This is a genomic window from Cryptocyanus atlanticus LEGE 06306, from assembly GCF_056633155.1.
Map to the genome: position 1 here is coordinate 143,044 of NZ_JBSJOZ010000002.1, position 16,190 is coordinate 159,233.

Below are 16,190 nucleotides of genomic sequence, written 5' to 3' on the forward strand. Positions count from 1 at the left end.
GGCCTCGGAATTCAGAGCGCGACTTCCCCGTCCTTCGGCTCCCTGTCCGCTTCCCTTCTGGAGGGGAGCCGTTGGCGGGTGTGGTTGTAGCCAGCCTCGAAGCTCTGGCTGTAGCTCTTCCAGTCCAGGAAGGGAATGTGGCCGATCTCCGGTTTCAGCAGGAGGTCGGCCAGGCGCTCCTGCGACTGGGACACGGCATGGGAGGCGCACATCATCGCGTCGACGAGGGTTCGGGCCAGTGACGGCCGGCGCGGCGGCCCCTCCGGCCCGGCAACCGGGGACGACTCCGGCTCCCCATCGAGCGAGATGGCGATGATCCGTCCGTCAGTGAGCTGACGGGCCGGCGCGACCGGGAGATTGTTGAGGATTCCGCCATCCACGTGCAGGTGACCCTGGAAGTCCTCCACCGGGGGGAAGATGCCCGGCACCGCCATGCTGGAGACCACCGCGGCGGGGATGTCGCCGCTGGTCCAGGCCTCCAGCCGATTGGTGGAGAGATTGGTGGAGAAGCACTGCAGGGCCAGCCAGCTGTCCTCGATGCGCGAGTCCGCGAAGAAGGCCTCCAGCTCCCGCTGGGAATTGGCGAGGGAGAAAAGGGACTCCCGCGACAGGATGAGGGAGTACGGCCTGGCGTCGATGATCACCCGCTTGAGATGGCCGAGGATCTCTTCGGCGGGGAGATCGAAGGCCGCCAGGGACGCCACCAGCGCTCCGATGCTCACCCCCATGACCATGTCGATGTCATCGGGCCCCCGTTCCTGCAGGGCCGCGATGGCCCCCACATGGGCGAACCCCCTGGCGCCTCCCCCGCCCAGGACCAGCACGGTCTGGCGACGCAGCACCGTGCGGGCCAGCCGGTCCCGGTGGCTGCCCAGGCACGCCCGGATGTTGAGCGTGAAGGCTGGCTGCAGTGAACCGCTCCAGGGCTTGGTGACGGGGCGGACCTGCTCCGGCGGCCAGAGCCGCACGAGGATGCAGTCCGCCGGGATCGGATCGCCCAGCGTCACCTGTTCGGCCGTGCCGTCCGTGAGGATCAGCAGCCGATCGATCAGCTTCTGATTGCGACGGCTCAGCACCTGGGGAGCCTCCGTGAGGAACAGCCGGGTGCGGCCCGCCCCGGTTGCCTCGGTCAGCTGCTGATGCAGATCGCTCTCGCTGCGGGCTGGGTGGAGCGTCGCCGCGTCGCTGAACGCGATCTGACCGGCCGCCTGGCTGAGCAGATGCTCCGACAACACTGCCAGCACCTGCCGGGTGAGGGGGGACTCCGGGGACGCGTTGTGAATCGCGATGGTGGTCAGAGCGGAGCGGCGGGGGTCGCGCCCGATCGAGGCCGCATCGGCCAGCGAAGTGATCAGCCGCCTCTGCAGCTCGGGAGATTGGGCCAGCAGCTGGCGGAGATCAGCCGGTTCGAGGCAGAAATAGCTGAGATCGGTCAGGGCGATCGCCGAGGCGGAGCGCGGTTCATCGCTGAGCAGCCCGTACTCCCCCACCAGATCCCCCCGCACCGCTTTCCGGAACCAGGCGGTGGAGGGCTCCAGGGCGCCATTGAACAGACCGAGGATGCCGGACTCGATCACGTAGGCGGTTGCGGCCGGATCCCCCTCCGCGAACAGCAGATCCCCTTCCCGGACCTGCCCCTGACGGGGATTGAGGCTGTCCATGCACTCCGGCGGGAGGCTGCGGAACAGGCGGGATGCGGCGAAGGTCGTCTGCAGCCGCTCCCGTCTGGTCATGCCGTCCGTTCGCGGGGCTCCTGCCGCCGATTATCCCTGCAGGGGCAGTCGCTCGCCGGGGAGGGTGGTCTCCGACTGGATCCGGGGGTCCGCCGGCAGGTTGAGCTGCTGCTGCAGCACCCCCAGCTTCAGGGCCACCTCCTGCAGTTCCCGTTCCGGCTCCGAGCCCCGGACCAGTCCGGCCCCGGCGGTGAGTTCGAGCTGGTCGCCCCGCAGGCGCCCGCTGCGGATCGCCACCCGCAGTTCGGCATCGCCGGCACTGTCGATCCAGCCGATCGGCGCCGCGTAATGGCCCCGCTCGAACGGTTCCAGACTGCGCAACCAGGCCATCGCCTCCCGGCGTGGTAGCCCTGCCACGGCCGGGGTGGGGTGGAGGGCCGCCGCCAGGGCCAGGGGCTGCTGCTCCGCCAGGGCGGCAGTGATCGGCGTATGCAGATGCACCAGCTGGCCATGCCGGGCCAGCTGCGGCCGGCGGGGGCGGCGCGGGATCAGCCCGGCCTCCCCCAGCACCTGGGTGATGGCTTCCACCACCAGCTCATGCTCATGCCGGTCCTTGAGCGAGTGGGTGAGCTGGTCGGCGGCGGCGCCGGAGGGAGCCGTACCCGCCAGGGCATCGCTGCGGAGCTGGCCCTGGCGCACCGCCAGCAATCGCTCCGGGGAGGCCCCGATCAGGGTCTCGCCCGGCCGTTGCTGCCAGAGGAAACGGCAGCTGCCGGGTTGGTGGCGCCGGAGATGGGCCAGCAGCTGCAGCGGATCGAGCGGCTGATCCAGCCGCACCTGCTGACGGACCGCCACCACCAGCTTGCGCAGGGTGCCCTCCTCCACCAGGTCCAGCGCCCGGGTGACGGCTTCCCGGTAGGAGGCTTGCCAAGGAGAGCTGCTGGCGATACCCACGCGGACCCGCTGGGAGGGGTGGGCGTCCGGACCGATCGGCAGCCGTTGCAGCCGCTGGGCCCGCTCCCAGAGTTCCTCTGCCACCGAGCGGGGGGTGACCGCTCCCCCGAGGCTGCGCTGGAGCCGCAGCCAGCAGTGGCGGCCCTGCCGGCTCAGCTGCCAGCGCGGCAGCACCGCCTGGACGCCGGGAACACCGCCGCAGCCCTCCTGCAGCGGGCTGTCGAAGAAGGAGAAGGCCAGCAGCACCCGGGGCCGGGCCAGGGGGGGGCAGGCCTGGGGGCGCTGCACCAGCCGGCTGAGGCTGAGGGCGCTGAAGCGCTGGGCCAACTCGAACCGGCGCGGGCCGCTCAGCTCCAGGCGATGGGCCGTGCCGCTCGCGGCCAGGCAGAGGCCCGGAGCGCCGTCCCAGAGGAAGCGGAATCCATCGCCGTCGCCGAGGTGGGGCAGCAGGGCCAGCGGGTCCCGGCAGGCCAGCGGCAGGGCCAGGCTGAGCACGCCCTCCTCCTCCAGCCACCGGGCTCCCTCGGCGGCGGCGGCCAGCAGATCGGTGAAACAGGGGGCGACCGGCACCGGGGGACGGGCGATGAGCGGCTGGGAAGCTGCTCAAATGTATGGGTCCTCCCGGTTCCGACGTCCCCGCTGCCCATGTCCGACCCCGAGGTCGTCGCAAGCCGTTACGCCTCCATCCGCCCCGCCGGCGGTCCGGATGCCGATCCCGGGGGGGATGGCGCCCGCTCCCGGTTGTGGAAGGCCGCGATCAAATGGCCCATGTACTCCGTGGCGGTGATGCCGGTGCTGCTGGCCGCCGGCTGGCTGCTCGGCAGGGGGCTGACGCCGCGCTGGGGGCAGCTGCTCGGTTTTCTGCTGGCGGCCGTGCTGCTTCTGGCCTGGGAGAATCTGGCCAATGATGTCTTCGATGCCGACACCGGCGTGGACCGCCTCGGCAAGCCCCATTCCCTGGTCAACCTCACCGGTCGCCGCGACCGGGTCGCCCTGCTCGCCAACGGCTGTCTGGCGGCGGGTCTGCTGCTGATCGCCCTGGTGGCGGCCCGCAGCAGTCCGGCGGTGCTGGCCCTGGTGCTGGCCTGCTGCGGCCTCGGGTACGCCTACCAGGGGCCGCCGCTGCGCCTGGGATATCGGGGGCTGGGGGAGCCGCTCTGCTGGCTGGCCTTCGGCCCGCTGGCCACCGCCGCCGCCCTGCTGGCCCTCACCCCCGACGGGGCCGCCGACGCCATTCCCTGGCGCACGGGCCTGCTGCTGGGGGCAGGGCCGGCCCTGGCCACCACCCTGGTGCTGTTCTGCTCCCACTTCCACCAGGTGGAAGAGGACGCCGCCCACGGCAAGCGATCGCCGGTGGTGCGGCTGGGCCCGGCGGCGGCGGCGGCCCTGGTGCCCTGGTTCATCGCCCTGGCGCTCGCCCTCCAGTGGGCGCCCGTGCTGCTCGGCCGCTGGCCGCTCACGGCCCTGCTGGGAGGGATCGGTCTGCCGCCGGCCCGGGCGTTGATCGGACTGCTGCGCGATCACCACGGCAGCCCGGAGCGCCTGGTCGGCAGCAAGTTTCTGGCCCTGCGGTTCCAGGCGCTCAACGGGACGGGGTTGGCCTGTGGTCTGGCGCTCGGCCCCTGGTTCGCGGGCTGGTGAGGCTTCATTGGCGGCCGTTCCGGCTGGCGTTGCCCCACCCCCTGATCACCGCCCGGGGCCGGCTGGCGGAGAAACGGGGCTGGTTGCTGCGCCTCGAGCCCGGCCCAGGGGAGGGCCCCGACCGGATCGGCTGGGGGGAAGCGGCGCCGCTTGTCGCTGATCCGCGGCTGGGGCCCGCCGCCCTCTTGGAGCTGGGGAACGCCATCGCCGCCCTGGGAACGGCCTGCGATCGAACCACCCTGGAGGCCCGCCTGCCGGTCCTGCCGGGCTGCCTCGCCTTCGCCCTCGGCGGGGCCCTGGCCGAGGCCGATGGCCTGGTGGGTGCGGCCGGCGGCTGGCTGGCGCCGCCACCGGCCGCCCTGCTGCTGCCAGCGGGGGCGGCGGCTATCGCCGCCCTGGAACGGGCCCGCCCCTCGGTCACCCCAGGCGCCCCAGCCGCTGCCGGCGGGCCGGCCCCCTGCTGCAAGTGGAAGGTGGCGGTGGCCGGAGATGCCCTGGAGCGCCGGGTGCTGGAAGACCTGCTGGCGCGGCTGCCGAGCGGCGCGCGTCTGCGGCTGGACGCCAACGGCGGCTGGGACCGGGCCACGGCCGCGGCCTGGGGGGCGCGGCTCGCCGGCGATGCCCGGCTGGAGTGGCTGGAGCAGCCGCTGGATCCCCGGGATCACCCGGGTCTGGTCGCCCTCGCCGCCGGGCCGCCGCCGCTGCCGGTGGCCCTCGATGAGTCGCTGGTCCGGGATCCCGCCCTGCGCCGCCGCTGGGGCGGCTGGCAGGTGCGGCGTCCCTCCCAGGACGGCGACCCGCGGCCCCTGCTGGCCCTGCTGACCGGCGGCCGGCCGCACCTGATGGTCAGCACCGGCTTCGAAACCGGGATCGGCCGCCGCTGGATCGAGCATCTCGCCGCTCTCCAGGCACTGGGGCCCACCCCCGTCGCTCCGGGGCTGGCGCCGGGCTGGGGGGCTGCCGGGGCGCTCGCCAGTGCCGATCCGGAGCGGGTGTGGGCCGCGGCAGCCGCCCGGCGCCCGCTGCCGCCAGAGTCGGGGGGCACCGTTCCGTCCCCGCCATGACCTTCAGCAAGCAGGACACCCTGGCGGCCTCCGCGCCCTGGGTGGCCGTCGTCCTGAACGTGGTACCTGGCCTGGGCACGGGGTACATCTACCAACGGCGCTGGCGGGCCTACTGGATCACCTCGGCGCTGAGCACCGGCTGGTTCGCGCTCGGCCTGGTGCTGGGTCAGGGGGATGCCTTCGATCCCGGCGCCGAGCTGGATCCGGGCAACCAGCTGGTTGGCCTCGGCGGTCTGCTCCTCCTGGCCGCCGTAACCGCGGCGGAGGCGGGACTCACCGCCCGCCGCGCCCGTCAGGCCTAGGCCCGGCGCCGCTCCGCCATGGCCCCTCCCCTGCTGCTGCCCAGCGATGGTCCGGCCGAGGCGCTCGCCCGGCGCCTGGAGCGGGCCTGGGGTGAGAACACCCTGGTGGGACTCTGTGCGCCCCAGGAGCGCGAGCTGCTCGCCTCCGCCCTCACCGGCGCCGGACCGGCTGAGGCCGACCCGGCCGGGTCCGCGCTGAGCGGAGCCGGTGTGGTGGTGGGCAGCGGTGGCAGCGCCGGTGGGCGCCGCTGGTGCCTGCAGCCGCTCACCCATCTGGGGGCGTCCGCCCGGGCCACGGGGCAGTGGCTGCAATCCATCGGGCTGAATCCCTCCGGCCTCCTGCTGCTGAATCCCCTGCCCCTTCATCACGTCAGCGGACTGCTCTCCCTGGTGCGGCACCGTCAATGGGGCGCCGAGCTGCGCTGGCTGCCACCCGAGCTGATGCGCCAGCCCCGGGCCCTGGCCGCGGCGTTTCCCCTGGCCGAAGGTCCCCCGGCGGTGCTTTCCCTCGTCCCCACCCAGCTGGAGCGCCTGCTGGCGTGCCCTGAGGGGGCGGCCTGGTTGCGGGGCTGCGCCCTGGTCTGGATCGGCGGCGGGGCCCTGCCGGTCGAGCTGGCCCGGCGGGCGCGCCGGGAGGAGATCCGGCTGTCACCCTGCTATGGGGCCACCGAAACCGCCGCCATGGTGACGGCCCTGCCACCGGAGCGCTTCCTGGCGGGCTGGGCGGGCTGTGGAGACGCCCTGCCCGATGTGGAGCTGCGCCTCGATGCTCAGGGGGCGTTGCTGGTGCGCACCCTCCGGATCAGCCCCGGCCACCTGCAGGGGGGGGCGCTGCGGCCGCTGGGGTGCGCCGGGGGCTGGTGGCGCAGTGGCGACGCCGCCGCGTTCGCCGCCGGCGGCCTCGAGATTCTCGGCCGGCTGGACGGGGCGATCAGCAGCGGTGGCGAAACCGTGTTTCCCGAGCAGGTGGAGGCCCGGCTGCTGGGCTGGGCGCGGCAGGACGGACTGCCCCTGAGGCATCTGCTGCTGGTGCCCCGCCCCGATCCGCTCTGGGGGGAGCGCCTGGTGGCCCTGGTGCGTCCGGACGATGGCGGCGCCGACGCCGACGCCCTGATCGAGCGCTGCCGCCGCCTGGCCCAGCGGCTGCCTCCGGCCCAGCGCCCCCTGGGCTGGCTCCCTTGCCCTCCGCTGGCCCCGAACGGACTCGGCAAGTGGGAGCGGGCCCGCTGGCGGGACTGGCTCCGCCGAGTCTGGGCGGTGCGCGACCTGTGACGGTCGATCCCGATGGGCTGACGGCCGGATCCCGACCGGCTAGAGCTGGTCCACTGCGCCTGCCCCAGGACCGAGCTCTCCGACGCCGAGCTGGCCAACAGAAACATGGCCGCCGGGCTGGTGGCCATGTTTCTGGGCGCCTTCGGGATCCACAAATTTGTGCTGGGCTCCACCCGTGCCGGCGTGATCATGCTGGTGGTCTCGGTGGCCGGGGGTGTGGTGACCTGCGGCATCGCCAGCTTCGTGATGGGAGTGATTGGCGTTGTGGAGGGGATCATCTACCTCACGGCCACCCCGGACGACTTCAAGGCCACCTACGTCGATGCCAGCAAGGAGTGGTTCTGAGCATGGTTCCGTCAGCCGGCTCCCCATCCCTGCTGCTGATCCTGGCCCTGGCGGCGCTGGTGAGTTTCAGCCTGGCCGGGGTGGCGGTGGAGGACGGCTTCCATCCCCTCGCCCTGGTGGCCACCCTGCTCCTGCTCAGCCGGCTCCCGGGCCCGCGGCCGGCCGCGAGGCGTCCAGCCAGCGCACCAGGGCCTCCGGCAGCGGGCACCGCTCTCGGCGTTCCGCGTTGATGGCCACATGGCGAAGGGTGGCGCAGGCGGCACTCCGGCCCTGGGACAGGAAGACGCAGCACACCTCGAACCCCCCCCCCTCGAGCTGGCGTGGATGCAGTTCGATCGCCAGCCGATCGCCGCAGACCAACGGCTGGTGGTACTCCGCGGCGCAGTGGACCACCGGCAGCGCCACGGGGAGGGGGGGCCTGGAGGGGCCGGCAGGGGTCGGGAAGATCCGTCCGGCGGGAAGGCCGAACCGTTCCAGGCTCTCTTCCCAGGCCTCGTGGGACCAGCGCAGGAGCTGGTGAAAGTGCATCACCCCGGCGGCATCGGTGTCACCGAAGCGCACCGTGCGCTGCAGCCGCAGCCAGTCGGAGGGGGGGGCGGACGGCGGTGGCATGGGATGATCCCGCCTCGGGTCAGCGGACGCCAGGCCATGCTGCCACCGGGTCCAGCTGCACGTTCCGTTGCGGTGGCGTTGCTGGCATCGGTCGCACCGATTACGTTCCGACCAGTTCGCCTTCCCCTGCCTTGGCCGCTGTGTTCGCCTACGACCAGCCGAGCATCAACAAGGCCTGGACGGCATTCGTGGCCCACCTCCCCACCATCCTGCTGATCTGGGTCAGCAGCCTGGTCATCTCGGCGGTGGGTGTCGGGGTGTCCCTGCTCGTCACCCTGGTGGGTCTGCAGGTGGCCGGGACCGGGGCCGATGCCGACCTGGCCTCCAGCCTGGCGGCGGGGCTGGGAAATCTGGCCCAGTTGCCCTTCGGGATCCTCTCCAATCTGGTCGGCGTGCTCTTCGTGGCCGTGCCTGCCATGCACTACGCAAGCGGGGAGAACATCTCCACGGACCAGGCCTTTCGCGCCCTGCTGCAGCGCCCGCTCCGCTATCTCCTGGCCGGTGTGCTGTTCTCGATCGTCGCGGCGATCGGCTTCCTGCTGTGCATCCTTCCCGGGATCGCCGTGGCTCTGGTGATGCCGGTCTTTGTCAACAAGATTTTTCTCACCGATCAGCCCATCCAGGAGGCCTTCAGCACGTCCTTCCAGGCGGTCTACCGCTCCCCCCGCGGCCGCTCCTTCGCGGGGATCGAACTGCTGGCCTGGTTACTCGTGCTGGTGGTGTCCGTCTGCACCTGTGGGCTGGGGGCCCTGGTGGCGGTGCCGGTGGCCACCTTCTACATCCAGAACTCCGCCTATCACCAGGGGGTGCTCAGCTGATCGCGGCCAGTCCGGGAAACGCCGGGGTCCCCAGCCCGAACTGGAGCAGCAGGCGCAGCCCCCAGTAGGCCAGCAGGCCCAGCGTCACCGCGCCCAGGGGCCAGGCGGGCAGCCTTGGGGGCACCAGCCGCCGCCGGCGGATCGCCCACACCGACCAGATCAGCAGGATCGCCGCCAGCGGCGGTCCGAAGGCGTGCAGGACGAAGGCCTGTCCCAGATCCCCCTGGAGGGCCTCGGCCGTGGAACGGGTGAGGAAGCAGGTGGGGCAGGGGATGCCTGTGAGGGCCCGCAGCGGACAGCTCAGACCCGGCAGGCCCGGGTGGCGCCCCTTCCACCACAGGTACCCGGTGAGCACGGACGGCAGGAGATAGCCCGAATGGCGCATCTGCTCCATCCAGAGGTGGCCTCGGCGCCGAGCGGGCACGGCCCTGCTCACGGGACGGGAGGAATCAGCGATCCACCGAGCCCATGATCACGTCGATCGAGCCAAGGATCGCCATGATGTCAGCCACCTTCGCCCCGGTGAGGATGTGGGGAAGGATCTGCAGGTTGTTGAAGTCGGCAGCCCGGATCTTCCAGCGCCAGGGGGTGACGTCATCGTTGCCCATGATGAACACGCCCAATTCACCTTTTCCGGATTCCACGCGGGCATAGAGCTCCCCTCCGGGAATCTTGAAAGTGGGGGCTACTTTCTTGGCCACGTATTGATAGTCGAAACCGAACCACTCGCTCTTGCGGCCTTCGGCCATCCGCTTCGCCTCCAGATTCTCGGTGGGGCCGCCGGGGATCGCTCGGCAGGCCTGGCGCAGGATCTTCAGCGACTGGCGCATCTCCTCGATCCGCACCCGGTAACGGGCGTAGCAATCGCCCTCCTTCTCCCAGGCCACAGACCACTCAAAATCGTCGTAACACTCGTAGTGATCGACCTTGCGCAGGTCCCAGGGCACTCCGGAGGCGCGCAGCATCGGCCCGGAGAGACTCCAGTTGATGGCCATTTCACGGCTGATCACCCCCAGGCCTTCGATGCGGCGCTTGAAGATCGGGTTGTTCGTGATCAGCTTCTCGTATTCATCGATTTTCGGGCCGAACCAGTCACAGAAATCGAGACATTTCTCCAGCCAGCCGTAGGGCAGATCAGCTGCCACGCCACCGATTCGAAAGTAGTTGTTGTTGATCAGCCGTTGGCCGGTGGCCGCTTCCCACAAGTCGTAGATCATCTCCCGCTCTCGAAAGATGTAGAAGAAGGGGGTCTGGGCGCCCACGTCAGCCAGGAAGGGGCCCAGCCAGAGCAGGTGGTTGGCGATGCGGTTGAGCTCCAGCATCAGCACCCGGATGTGGCTGGCCCGCTTCGGTACCTGGATGCTGGCCAGTTTCTCGGGGGCGTTCACCGTGATCGCCTCGTTGAACATGCCGGCGGCGTAGTCCCAGCGGCTCACATAGGGCACGAACATCACGTTCGTGCGGTTCTCGGCGATCTTCTCCATGCCGCGATGGAGGTAGCCGATCACTGGCTCGCAGTCCACCACGTCCTCGCCGTCGAGGGTCACCACCAGCCGCAGCACCCCATGCATCGAGGGGTGATGGGGGCCGAAGTTGACCACCATCGGCTCGGTGCGCGTCTCGAGCTGGGTCATGGAGCCGTGCCGGTCGGGCGAACGCCCGGATCTTAGGAAGGACGGCATGCCGCAGATGTTCCTCCACCACCCCGTGCTGGCCGCCCCCGTGCTGGCGGCGTTCCAGGCCCTGCCGGCCACGGGTCTGCTGCTGGACGCCACCGTGGGCGGCGGCGGCCACAGCGCCCTGCTGCTGGAGGCCCACCCGGGGCTGCGCCTGGTCGGGCTGGATCGGGATCCCGCCGCGCTTGAAGCGGCCCGCGTGCGTCTCGCCCCCTTCGGCGAACGGGTCACGCTGCGGGCCGGCAACTTTGCCGACTTCCGCCCGCCCCAGCCCCTGGCGGGGGTGCTGGCCGATCTGGGGGTGAGCAGCCCCCAGCTTGATGGGGCCGAGCGCGGCTTCAGCTTCCGTGCCGAGGGCCCGCTGGACATGCGCATGAACCCCACCAGCGGGGAGAGCGCCGCCGAATTGATCGACCGGCTGCCGGAGAAGGAGCTGGCCGATCTGATCTATGCCTTCGGTGAGGAGCGACTCTCGCGGCGGATCGCCCGCCGGATCGTGGAGCGTCGGCCCTGGAGTCCGGCCGGCGGGGCGGGCTCCGGGCGCGGCACCACCGATCTGGCCTACCTGGTGGCCGGTTGCTACCCCCCCAAGACCCGCCATGGTCGCGTCCACGCGGCCACCCGGACCTTTCAGGCCCTGCGCATCGCGGTCAACGATGAGCTGGGGGCGCTCGATCGCCTGCTGCGGCTTGCCCCCGAATGGCTGGAACCCGGGGGGCTGCTGGCGCTGATCAGCTTCCATTCCCTCGAAGACCGGCGGGTGAAGGTCGCCTTCGCCGCCGACCCGCGCCTGGAGCGCCTCAGCCGCAAACCTCTGGTGGCTGACGCAGCGGAGCAGGAGAGCAATCCCCGCAGCCGTTCGGCCAAGCTCAGACTGGCCCGGCGGCGCCAACCCTCCCCCGCCCCCGTGGGATCGACCTGACCCGATGAGCCAGCTGGAGACCATCTGGTGGCTGGCCCTGGGGGTGCAGCTGCTTGCCATCCCCGGCACCCTGCTGCCGGTGCTTCCGGGACTGGTGTTCCTGCCGCTCGGGGCGGCGCTGTGGGGGGCGGGCGCCGGCTGGGGGGCGGCCTGGCCGGAGCTGGTGCTGGCCGTGCTCGTCCTGATGCTGGGCTGGGGCTCCGACGCCCTTGCCCTGGTGCTGGGCCCGGCGCGGTTGCAGGCCACCCGCTGGGCCTATGTCGGGGCCGGCCTGGGTCTGCTCGTGGGTCTGCTGGGGCTGCTGCCGGCGCTGCCGGTGGGCGGGCCCCTGCTCGGAGCGCTGGTCGGGCCGCTGCTGGGGGCGGCGATCGGGGAGCTGCTGGGGGCCTCGGGTCCGCAGGGCCTGGCGCGGCTGCGCCAGGCCCTGCTGGTGGGCCTGGCAGTGGTGGTGGGGATGCTGGTAAGCCGTCTCGCCCAGCTGCTGCTGGCCCTGGCGGGGGTGCTGGGTTTCGTGCTGCTCAGCCGGGTGCTGCCCGCCGCAGGCTGGTGACGGCCTCGGTGATGCGGGCCACGGCCTGATCGATCTCCGCGGCGGTGGTGCCCCGGCCGAGGCCGAAGCGGATCGAGGCGGCCGCCTCGGTGCGGCTGCGGCCCAGGGCGGCCAGCACGTGGGAGGGACTGCCGCTGCTGCAGGCCGAGCCGCTGCTTACCGCCAGGTGTGGGCGCAGGGCCCGCAGCAGGGCCGGCCCGTCCAGGCCGTCGAAGCTGAGGTTGAGGTTGTGGGCGAGGCGATGCTCGAGGCTGCCGTTGACCCGCACGCCCCCCAGCGCCAGCACCTGCTCCAGCAGGCGGTCCCGCAGGCCGCCCAGGCGCCGGCGGCGCGCCTCCAGATCGGCCGCCGCCAGCCTGGCGGCGGCGGCCAGGCCCACGATCAGCGGCACCGCCAGGGTGCCGGCCCGCAACTCCCCCTCCTGGCCGCCGCCGTGCTGCTGGGCCTCCGGCCGTACCCCATCCGCCAGCACCAGGGCGCCGATGCCCTTGGGCCCGTAGAGCTTGTGACCGCTGAGGCTGAACAGATCCACGCCCAGGTCCAGGGGCCGCAGCTCCAGATGCCCGAAGGCCTGGGCACCATCGCAGTGCAGGGGGACGCCGTGGCGGCGGCAGAGTGCCCCGATGGCCGCCAGCGGCTGCAGCACTCCGATTTCGTTGTTGGCCGCCATCACGCTCGCCAGCACGGTGTCGGGGCGCAGGGCCGCCTCCAGCCGCCCCGGATCCAGCCGTCCGTCGGCCTCCACCGGCAGCACCGTGAGCTCAAAGCCATGCCGCTCCAGGTACCGCAGCGGATCCAGCACGGCCCGGTGCTCCGTGGCCACGGTCACCAGGTGCCGGCCTCGCGCCAGGCGCGCTTCCGCCAGCCCCTTGAGGGCCAGGTTGTTGGCCTCGGTGGCTCCGCTGGTGAACACCAGTTGATCCGGCCGCACGCCCAGGCTGGCCGCCACAGCGGAGCGGGCCTGTTCCACCGCGACGGCCGCCTCCAGGCCGGGCCGGTGCGAGCGGCTGGCGGGGTTGGCGAACCCCTCGCTCCAGTAGGGCGCCATCGCCGCGATCACGGCCGGGTCGCAGGGGGTGGTCGCCTGGTGGTCGAGGTAGGCGGGGGCCATCCGGCCTTTCCATCGCTCACGAACCGTTCCATGCTGGCAAGGCCCGCCGCCACCCTCCTGCCGATGGCCACGCCCTCGATCCGTGGTCCCCTGGGCCCGTGGGCGGCCCTGATGGCCTGCCTGCTCGTGGCCCCTGCGGCCGAGGCCCAGAGCCGCTCCCAGGGGGTGATCCGCCGACCCGATCAGAACCGGCCGGCCGGGATGGCCTTGTTGCTCGAGCGGGAGATCGTCGGGGGCAAGCAGGCCCTCGGTGTCTTTGCCGTCACCCAGGATCCCAGCCAGCCCGGGCTGCGGCGGATCAAGGTGTGGGAGGAACTGCCCAACGATGTGACGGTGCGCTCCGAGACGATCCAGTGCTCCCCCACAGGGGCGATGCGGGTCACCAACGATGGCCGCAACCTGATTCTCAGGGAGCTCAATCCGGGTGGCGCCATCTCCATCGCCAACCGGCTCGATCATCTGATCTGGTGGGCCGCCTGCTTCCCGGAGCAGGCGGGCAGGGAGCCCTCCGAGCTGCGGGACCTGGCCCGCGAGCTCGGTTATGGCGGCAACCGGGTCGAGCGCGAGCAGGTGGTTCCCGCCGGCGCGCAGTGACCCTCCCGCCGCCCGGGGCGAGGGTCGGCGGTGACCTGGATAGATTTCCCGCATCGGAAACCGGTCCATGAGTCAGGACGTGCCAGCCCCCGTGCCGCAGGGGGACCTTGCCGAGCAGGAGCAGGAGCAGGAGCAGGCCGCGGTGCCGGCGCCGGCCCGCCTGCTGCTCGTCGATGATGAGCCGGGCCTGCGCTCCGCCGTTCAGGCCTATCTCGAGGACGAGGGATTCGACGTCCGCACCGCCAACGACGGCGAGGAGGGCTGGACGGCGGCCCAGGAGCTGATCCCCGACCTGGTGATCAGCGACGTGATGATGCCCCGCCTGGATGGCTACGGCCTGCTCAAGCGCCTGAGAGCCGACGAGCGGCTGGGCGGCACCCCGGTGATCTTCCTCACGGCCAAGGGCATGACCGCCGACCGGATCGAGGGATTCCAGGCCGGCGTTGACGACTACATCCCCAAACCCTTCGACCCCGACGAACTGGTGGCGCGGGTCCGCAATGTGGTGCGGCGCCAGGAGCGGCTGCTGGCCGAGGCGGCCCGCTACGCCGACGCCGACATCGGCCAGATGGCCAGGCAGATCACCGAGATCCGCTCCCTGCTGCAGCAGACCGGCAGCCGCAAGCCGGCTGGTCCGGAGCGGCACAGCTTCACCCCGCGGGAGGCCAGCGTGCTTCAGCTGGTGGCGGAGGGGCTGATGAATAAGGAGATCGCCCGGCGGCTGGAGACCTCGATCCGCAACGTCGAGAAGTACGTCAGCCGCCTGTTCACCAAGACCGGCACCACCAGCCGCACCGAGTTGGTGCGCTATGCCCTCGAGAACGGCCTGGTTGTCTAGCGCTCCGCCCGGATCCTCCGGCCCGCCGGGCTGGTTGCCGGAGGCCCTCAACGGCGGCTGGATCTACCGCGACAGGGTCGGCCCGGACGATCACGCCCTCGAGCCGAGCGCGTTCTATGCCCGCCGCTACCGGCATTCCGATCGGGAGGCGTGGAGGCGGCGTCTCGAGGCCGGCGAGATCCGCCGCAACGGCGAGGGGCTCCGGGCCGATGGGGCCCTGGGCGTGGGTGACCGGTTGACCTGGCATCGCCCCCCCTGGCGGGAGGAGGCTGTGCCGGGAACGTGGCGGGTCGTGTTCGACGATGGCGACCTCCACGTGATTGACAAGCCCAGCGGTCTGCCGGTTCTGCCCGGCGGTGGCTGGCTGGAGCACACCGTGCTGAGACTGCTGGAGCGCCGGGTCCTGGAGGGCCCCGGTGGGGAGCCGGTCCATGGCGGCGTGCCGCGACCGGTTCACCGGCTCGGTCGCCACACCTCCGGCCTGCTGGTCTGCGCCCGCACGGCGGGGATGCGTTCCTGGTTGAGCGCCCTGCTGCGGGAGAGCACGGCGGCTTCCCTGGGTGGGGCCGGGGGCGTGAGCCGCTCGCCCCCGGGGGAGGGGAGCCGGCCAGACGAACCTCACCTGAGCGGCCGCAAGACCTATCGGGCCCTGACGGCTCCGTTGCCGCTCGCGCTGGCCCCGGGGGAGAGCCTGGAGATCACCACTCCGATCGGCCGGCGCCCCCATCCGCTCCTGGGCCGGATCTGGGCGGCCTCGGAGCCCGAGGCCGCAGACCGGCCCCTGGCGGCGATCAGCCGGCTCACCCTGCTGGAGCGGCGTGCCGACTCCAGCCTGGTGGCCGTGACGATCGGGACGGGCCGTCCCCATCAGATCCGGATCCATCTGGCCAGTGTCGGGGCCCCGTTGCTGGGGGACCCACTCTTCCTGCCGGGTGGCGATGCCCATCCGGGCCGCCTGCCCGGAGACGGGGGGTATCGCCTCCACGCCCATCGGCTCAGGCTGCCCCTCCCCGATGGAGGGGAGCTGGAGCTCGAGGCCCCATGCCCGGAAGAGCTGCGCCGTCGGCCGTTCGACGCCTGACGCTGGTCAGCGCCTGAGGACCAGCCGGGAGCCGCTCACCAGCCTGACCAGGTGGAGTTCCGGCTGTGGCTGCGGCGCGACTGGCCGGTCCAGCCGATCTGGGTGGAGCCGGGTTGGCGCTTGACGACACGCTGGGTGGAGCGCCCGCCGGGGCCAGTGATGATCGTGGTGTTTCCACCCCGGCCGTAGGTGGTTTCCCGGGAGGTGGTGCGCCCTTGCCGGTCAGTCCACTCGACTTCGGTGCCCCTCCGGCTGCGGTCGGCGGAGCGGGTGACGGTGCGGCCGCCGGGACCGGTGATCGTGGTGTTGCCTTCACCGCCGCCGTAGGTGGAGGACTGGGTGTAGGTGCGCCCTTGCCGGTCAGTCCACTCGACTTCGGTGCCCCTCCGGCTGCGGTCGGCGGAGCGGGTGACGGTGCGGCCGCCGGGACCGGTGATCGTGGTGTTGCCTTCACCGCCGCCGTAGGTGGAGGACTGGGTGTAGGTGCGGCCCTGCCGATCGGTCCAGCGGGCGTTGGTGACCCCGGGCTGGCGCCGGGCCGAGCGGGTGATGGTGCGGTCGCCGCGCCCAGTGAAGGTGGTGTCGGCCCTGGCGGGAACGGAGGCCACAGGAATGAGAAGAGCGGTGGCTCCCAGGGTGGCCAGGGACAGCAGGAGGGGTTTCATCGGAAGAACTCCGAAACCGGTTGTGGAAGCTTCAGTGTCCCGCCTGCGGATGCCCGAGATATGTCCGGCGCG

At 71.9% G+C, this 16,190-nt stretch carries 18 protein-coding genes; 11 read left to right on the forward strand and 7 right to left on the reverse strand.

Annotation, left to right across the window (positions count from 1 at the left end; translation table 11 throughout):
* Nucleotides 1-11: 11 nt before the first annotated feature.
* Together ACWJI7_RS03400 and ACWJI7_RS03405 are read right to left on the reverse strand one after the other, a co-directional pair.
* Nucleotides 12-1,733, reverse strand: a complete 1,722-nt coding sequence (locus ACWJI7_RS03400; protein ID WP_479935374.1) for a patatin-like phospholipase family protein — start codon at nucleotides 1,731-1,733, stop codon at nucleotides 12-14.
* 30 nt (nucleotides 1,734-1,763) lie between these two features.
* Nucleotides 1,764-3,197 carry an isochorismate synthase gene (locus tag ACWJI7_RS03405; protein WP_479935376.1) on the reverse strand — a complete coding sequence of 478 codons (1,434 nt, stop codon included), beginning with the start codon at nucleotides 3,195-3,197 and terminating at the stop codon, nucleotides 1,764-1,766.
* Nucleotides 3,198-3,272: 75 nt separating this feature from the next.
* Here ACWJI7_RS03405 and menA point away from each other — a divergent pair, with 75 nt between their 5' ends.
* From menA to ACWJI7_RS03430, 5 genes are all read left to right on the forward strand, one after another.
* On the forward strand, nucleotides 3,273-4,268 hold the full coding sequence (gene menA / locus ACWJI7_RS03410; protein ID WP_479935378.1) for a 2-carboxy-1,4-naphthoquinone phytyltransferase: 996 nt from the start codon (nucleotides 3,273-3,275) through the stop codon (nucleotides 4,266-4,268).
* 29 nt (nucleotides 4,269-4,297) lie between these two features.
* Nucleotides 4,298-5,332 carry an enolase C-terminal domain-like protein gene (locus ACWJI7_RS03415; protein ID WP_479935379.1) on the forward strand — a complete coding sequence of 345 codons (1,035 nt, stop codon included), beginning with the start codon at nucleotides 4,298-4,300 and terminating at the stop codon, nucleotides 5,330-5,332.
* Nucleotides 5,329-5,634 carry a hypothetical protein gene (locus ACWJI7_RS03420; RefSeq protein WP_479935381.1) on the forward strand — a complete coding sequence of 102 codons (306 nt, stop codon included), beginning with the start codon at nucleotides 5,329-5,331 and terminating at the stop codon, nucleotides 5,632-5,634. Before ACWJI7_RS03415 ends, ACWJI7_RS03420 begins: the two co-directional genes overlap by 4 nt.
* 18 nt (nucleotides 5,635-5,652) lie before the next feature.
* A complete protein-coding gene (locus ACWJI7_RS03425; protein WP_479935382.1) occupies nucleotides 5,653-6,906 on the forward strand; it encodes an AMP-binding protein in 1,254 nt (417 codons plus the stop codon).
* 105 nt (nucleotides 6,907-7,011) lie between these two features.
* On the forward strand, nucleotides 7,012-7,251 hold the full coding sequence (locus ACWJI7_RS03430) for a TM2 domain-containing protein (RefSeq protein ID WP_479935384.1): 240 nt from the start codon (nucleotides 7,012-7,014) through the stop codon (nucleotides 7,249-7,251).
* Nucleotides 7,252-7,386: 135 nt separating this feature from the next.
* On the opposite strand, the gene ACWJI7_RS03435 is transcribed toward ACWJI7_RS03430, so the two are convergent.
* Nucleotides 7,387-7,863 carry an acyl-CoA thioesterase gene (locus ACWJI7_RS03435; RefSeq protein WP_479935385.1) on the reverse strand — a complete coding sequence of 159 codons (477 nt, stop codon included), beginning with the start codon at nucleotides 7,861-7,863 and terminating at the stop codon, nucleotides 7,387-7,389.
* A 140-nt stretch (nucleotides 7,864-8,003) separates the two neighbouring features.
* Between ACWJI7_RS03435 and ACWJI7_RS03440 the strand changes: the two genes are divergently transcribed.
* Nucleotides 8,004-8,681, forward strand: coding sequence for a hypothetical protein (locus tag ACWJI7_RS03440; RefSeq protein WP_479935628.1), 678 nt, complete (start codon nucleotides 8,004-8,006; stop codon nucleotides 8,679-8,681).
* Here the strand turns inward: ACWJI7_RS03440 and ACWJI7_RS03445 are convergent.
* Together ACWJI7_RS03445 and ACWJI7_RS03450 are read right to left on the reverse strand one after the other, a co-directional pair.
* Nucleotides 8,674-9,117, reverse strand: a complete 444-nt coding sequence (locus ACWJI7_RS03445; protein WP_479935387.1) for a DUF2752 domain-containing protein — start codon at nucleotides 9,115-9,117, stop codon at nucleotides 8,674-8,676. The genes ACWJI7_RS03440 and ACWJI7_RS03445 overlap by 8 nt on opposite strands.
* Before the next feature lie 13 nt (nucleotides 9,118-9,130).
* Nucleotides 9,131-10,315: an NAD(P)H-quinone oxidoreductase subunit H gene (locus ACWJI7_RS03450; protein WP_479935388.1), complete on the reverse strand. Its 1,185-nt coding sequence runs from the start codon at nucleotides 10,313-10,315 to the stop codon at nucleotides 9,131-9,133.
* 46 nt (nucleotides 10,316-10,361) lie between these two features.
* Between ACWJI7_RS03450 and rsmH the strand changes: the two genes are divergently transcribed.
* The gene (gene rsmH / locus ACWJI7_RS03455) at nucleotides 10,362-11,279 is read left to right on the forward strand and encodes a 16S rRNA (cytosine(1402)-N(4))-methyltransferase RsmH (protein WP_479935389.1); all 918 of its coding nucleotides are present in this window, start codon (nucleotides 10,362-10,364) and stop codon (nucleotides 11,277-11,279) included.
* Between the two features lie 4 nt (nucleotides 11,280-11,283).
* Nucleotides 11,284-11,829, forward strand: coding sequence for a DUF456 family protein (locus ACWJI7_RS03460; RefSeq protein ID WP_479935391.1), 546 nt, complete (start codon nucleotides 11,284-11,286; stop codon nucleotides 11,827-11,829).
* On the opposite strand, the gene ACWJI7_RS03465 is transcribed toward ACWJI7_RS03460, so the two are convergent.
* Nucleotides 11,798-12,940: a cysteine desulfurase family protein gene (locus ACWJI7_RS03465; protein WP_479935392.1), complete on the reverse strand. Its 1,143-nt coding sequence runs from the start codon at nucleotides 12,938-12,940 to the stop codon at nucleotides 11,798-11,800. The two genes, ACWJI7_RS03460 and ACWJI7_RS03465, sit on opposite strands and share 32 nt — an antisense overlap.
* 30 nt (nucleotides 12,941-12,970) lie before the next feature.
* On the opposite strand from ACWJI7_RS03465, the gene ACWJI7_RS03470 reads away from it, so the two are divergent.
* From ACWJI7_RS03470 to ACWJI7_RS03480, 3 genes are all read left to right on the forward strand, one after another.
* The gene (locus ACWJI7_RS03470; protein ID WP_479935393.1) at nucleotides 12,971-13,534 is read left to right on the forward strand and encodes a hypothetical protein; all 564 of its coding nucleotides are present in this window, start codon (nucleotides 12,971-12,973) and stop codon (nucleotides 13,532-13,534) included.
* A gap of 67 nt (nucleotides 13,535-13,601) precedes the next feature.
* Nucleotides 13,602-14,372 carry a response regulator transcription factor gene (locus ACWJI7_RS03475; protein ID WP_479935394.1) on the forward strand — a complete coding sequence of 257 codons (771 nt, stop codon included), beginning with the start codon at nucleotides 13,602-13,604 and terminating at the stop codon, nucleotides 14,370-14,372.
* Nucleotides 14,365-15,453 (forward strand): RluA family pseudouridine synthase, encoded by a 1,089-nt coding sequence (locus ACWJI7_RS03480; RefSeq protein ID WP_479935396.1) that lies wholly within the window; start codon nucleotides 14,365-14,367, stop codon nucleotides 15,451-15,453. The genes ACWJI7_RS03475 and ACWJI7_RS03480 overlap by 8 nt, the downstream gene beginning before the upstream one ends.
* Nucleotides 15,454-15,488: 35 nt before the next feature.
* On the opposite strand, the gene ACWJI7_RS03485 is transcribed toward ACWJI7_RS03480, so the two are convergent.
* A complete protein-coding gene (locus ACWJI7_RS03485; RefSeq protein WP_479935397.1) occupies nucleotides 15,489-16,118 on the reverse strand; it encodes a hypothetical protein in 630 nt (209 codons plus the stop codon).
* Nucleotides 16,119-16,190: the final 72 nt, after the last annotated feature.

Excerpts from the sequence above, each read along its gene's own strand:
- ACWJI7_RS03470 (WP_479935393.1), top strand. The coding sequence starts at position 12,971 with ATGCTGGCAAGGCCCGCCGCCACCCTCCTGCCGATGGCCACGCCCTCG.
- ACWJI7_RS03475 (WP_479935394.1), top strand. The coding sequence starts at position 13,602 with ATGAGTCAGGACGTGCCAGCCCCCGTGCCGCAGGGGGACCTTGCCGAG.
- ACWJI7_RS03485 (WP_479935397.1), bottom strand. The coding sequence starts at position 16,118 with ATGAAACCCCTCCTGCTGTCCCTGGCCACCCTGGGAGCCACCGCTCTT.
- rsmH (WP_479935389.1), top strand. The coding sequence starts at position 10,362 with ATGCCGCAGATGTTCCTCCACCACCCCGTGCTGGCCGCCCCCGTGCTG.
- ACWJI7_RS03420 (WP_479935381.1), top strand. The coding sequence starts at position 5,329 with ATGACCTTCAGCAAGCAGGACACCCTGGCGGCCTCCGCGCCCTGGGTG.
- ACWJI7_RS03425 (WP_479935382.1), top strand. The coding sequence starts at position 5,653 with ATGGCCCCTCCCCTGCTGCTGCCCAGCGATGGTCCGGCCGAGGCGCTC.
- ACWJI7_RS03400 (WP_479935374.1), bottom strand. The coding sequence starts at position 1,733 with ATGACCAGACGGGAGCGGCTGCAGACGACCTTCGCCGCATCCCGCCTG.
- menA (WP_479935378.1), top strand. The coding sequence starts at position 3,273 with ATGTCCGACCCCGAGGTCGTCGCAAGCCGTTACGCCTCCATCCGCCCC.
- ACWJI7_RS03465 (WP_479935392.1), bottom strand. The coding sequence starts at position 12,940 with ATGGCCCCCGCCTACCTCGACCACCAGGCGACCACCCCCTGCGACCCG.
- ACWJI7_RS03435 (WP_479935385.1), bottom strand. The coding sequence starts at position 7,863 with ATGCCACCGCCGTCCGCCCCCCCCTCCGACTGGCTGCGGCTGCAGCGC.
- ACWJI7_RS03430 (WP_479935384.1), top strand. The coding sequence starts at position 7,012 with ATGGCCGCCGGGCTGGTGGCCATGTTTCTGGGCGCCTTCGGGATCCAC.
- ACWJI7_RS03450 (WP_479935388.1), bottom strand. The coding sequence starts at position 10,315 with ATGACCCAGCTCGAGACGCGCACCGAGCCGATGGTGGTCAACTTCGGC.
- ACWJI7_RS03460 (WP_479935391.1), top strand. The coding sequence starts at position 11,284 with ATGAGCCAGCTGGAGACCATCTGGTGGCTGGCCCTGGGGGTGCAGCTG.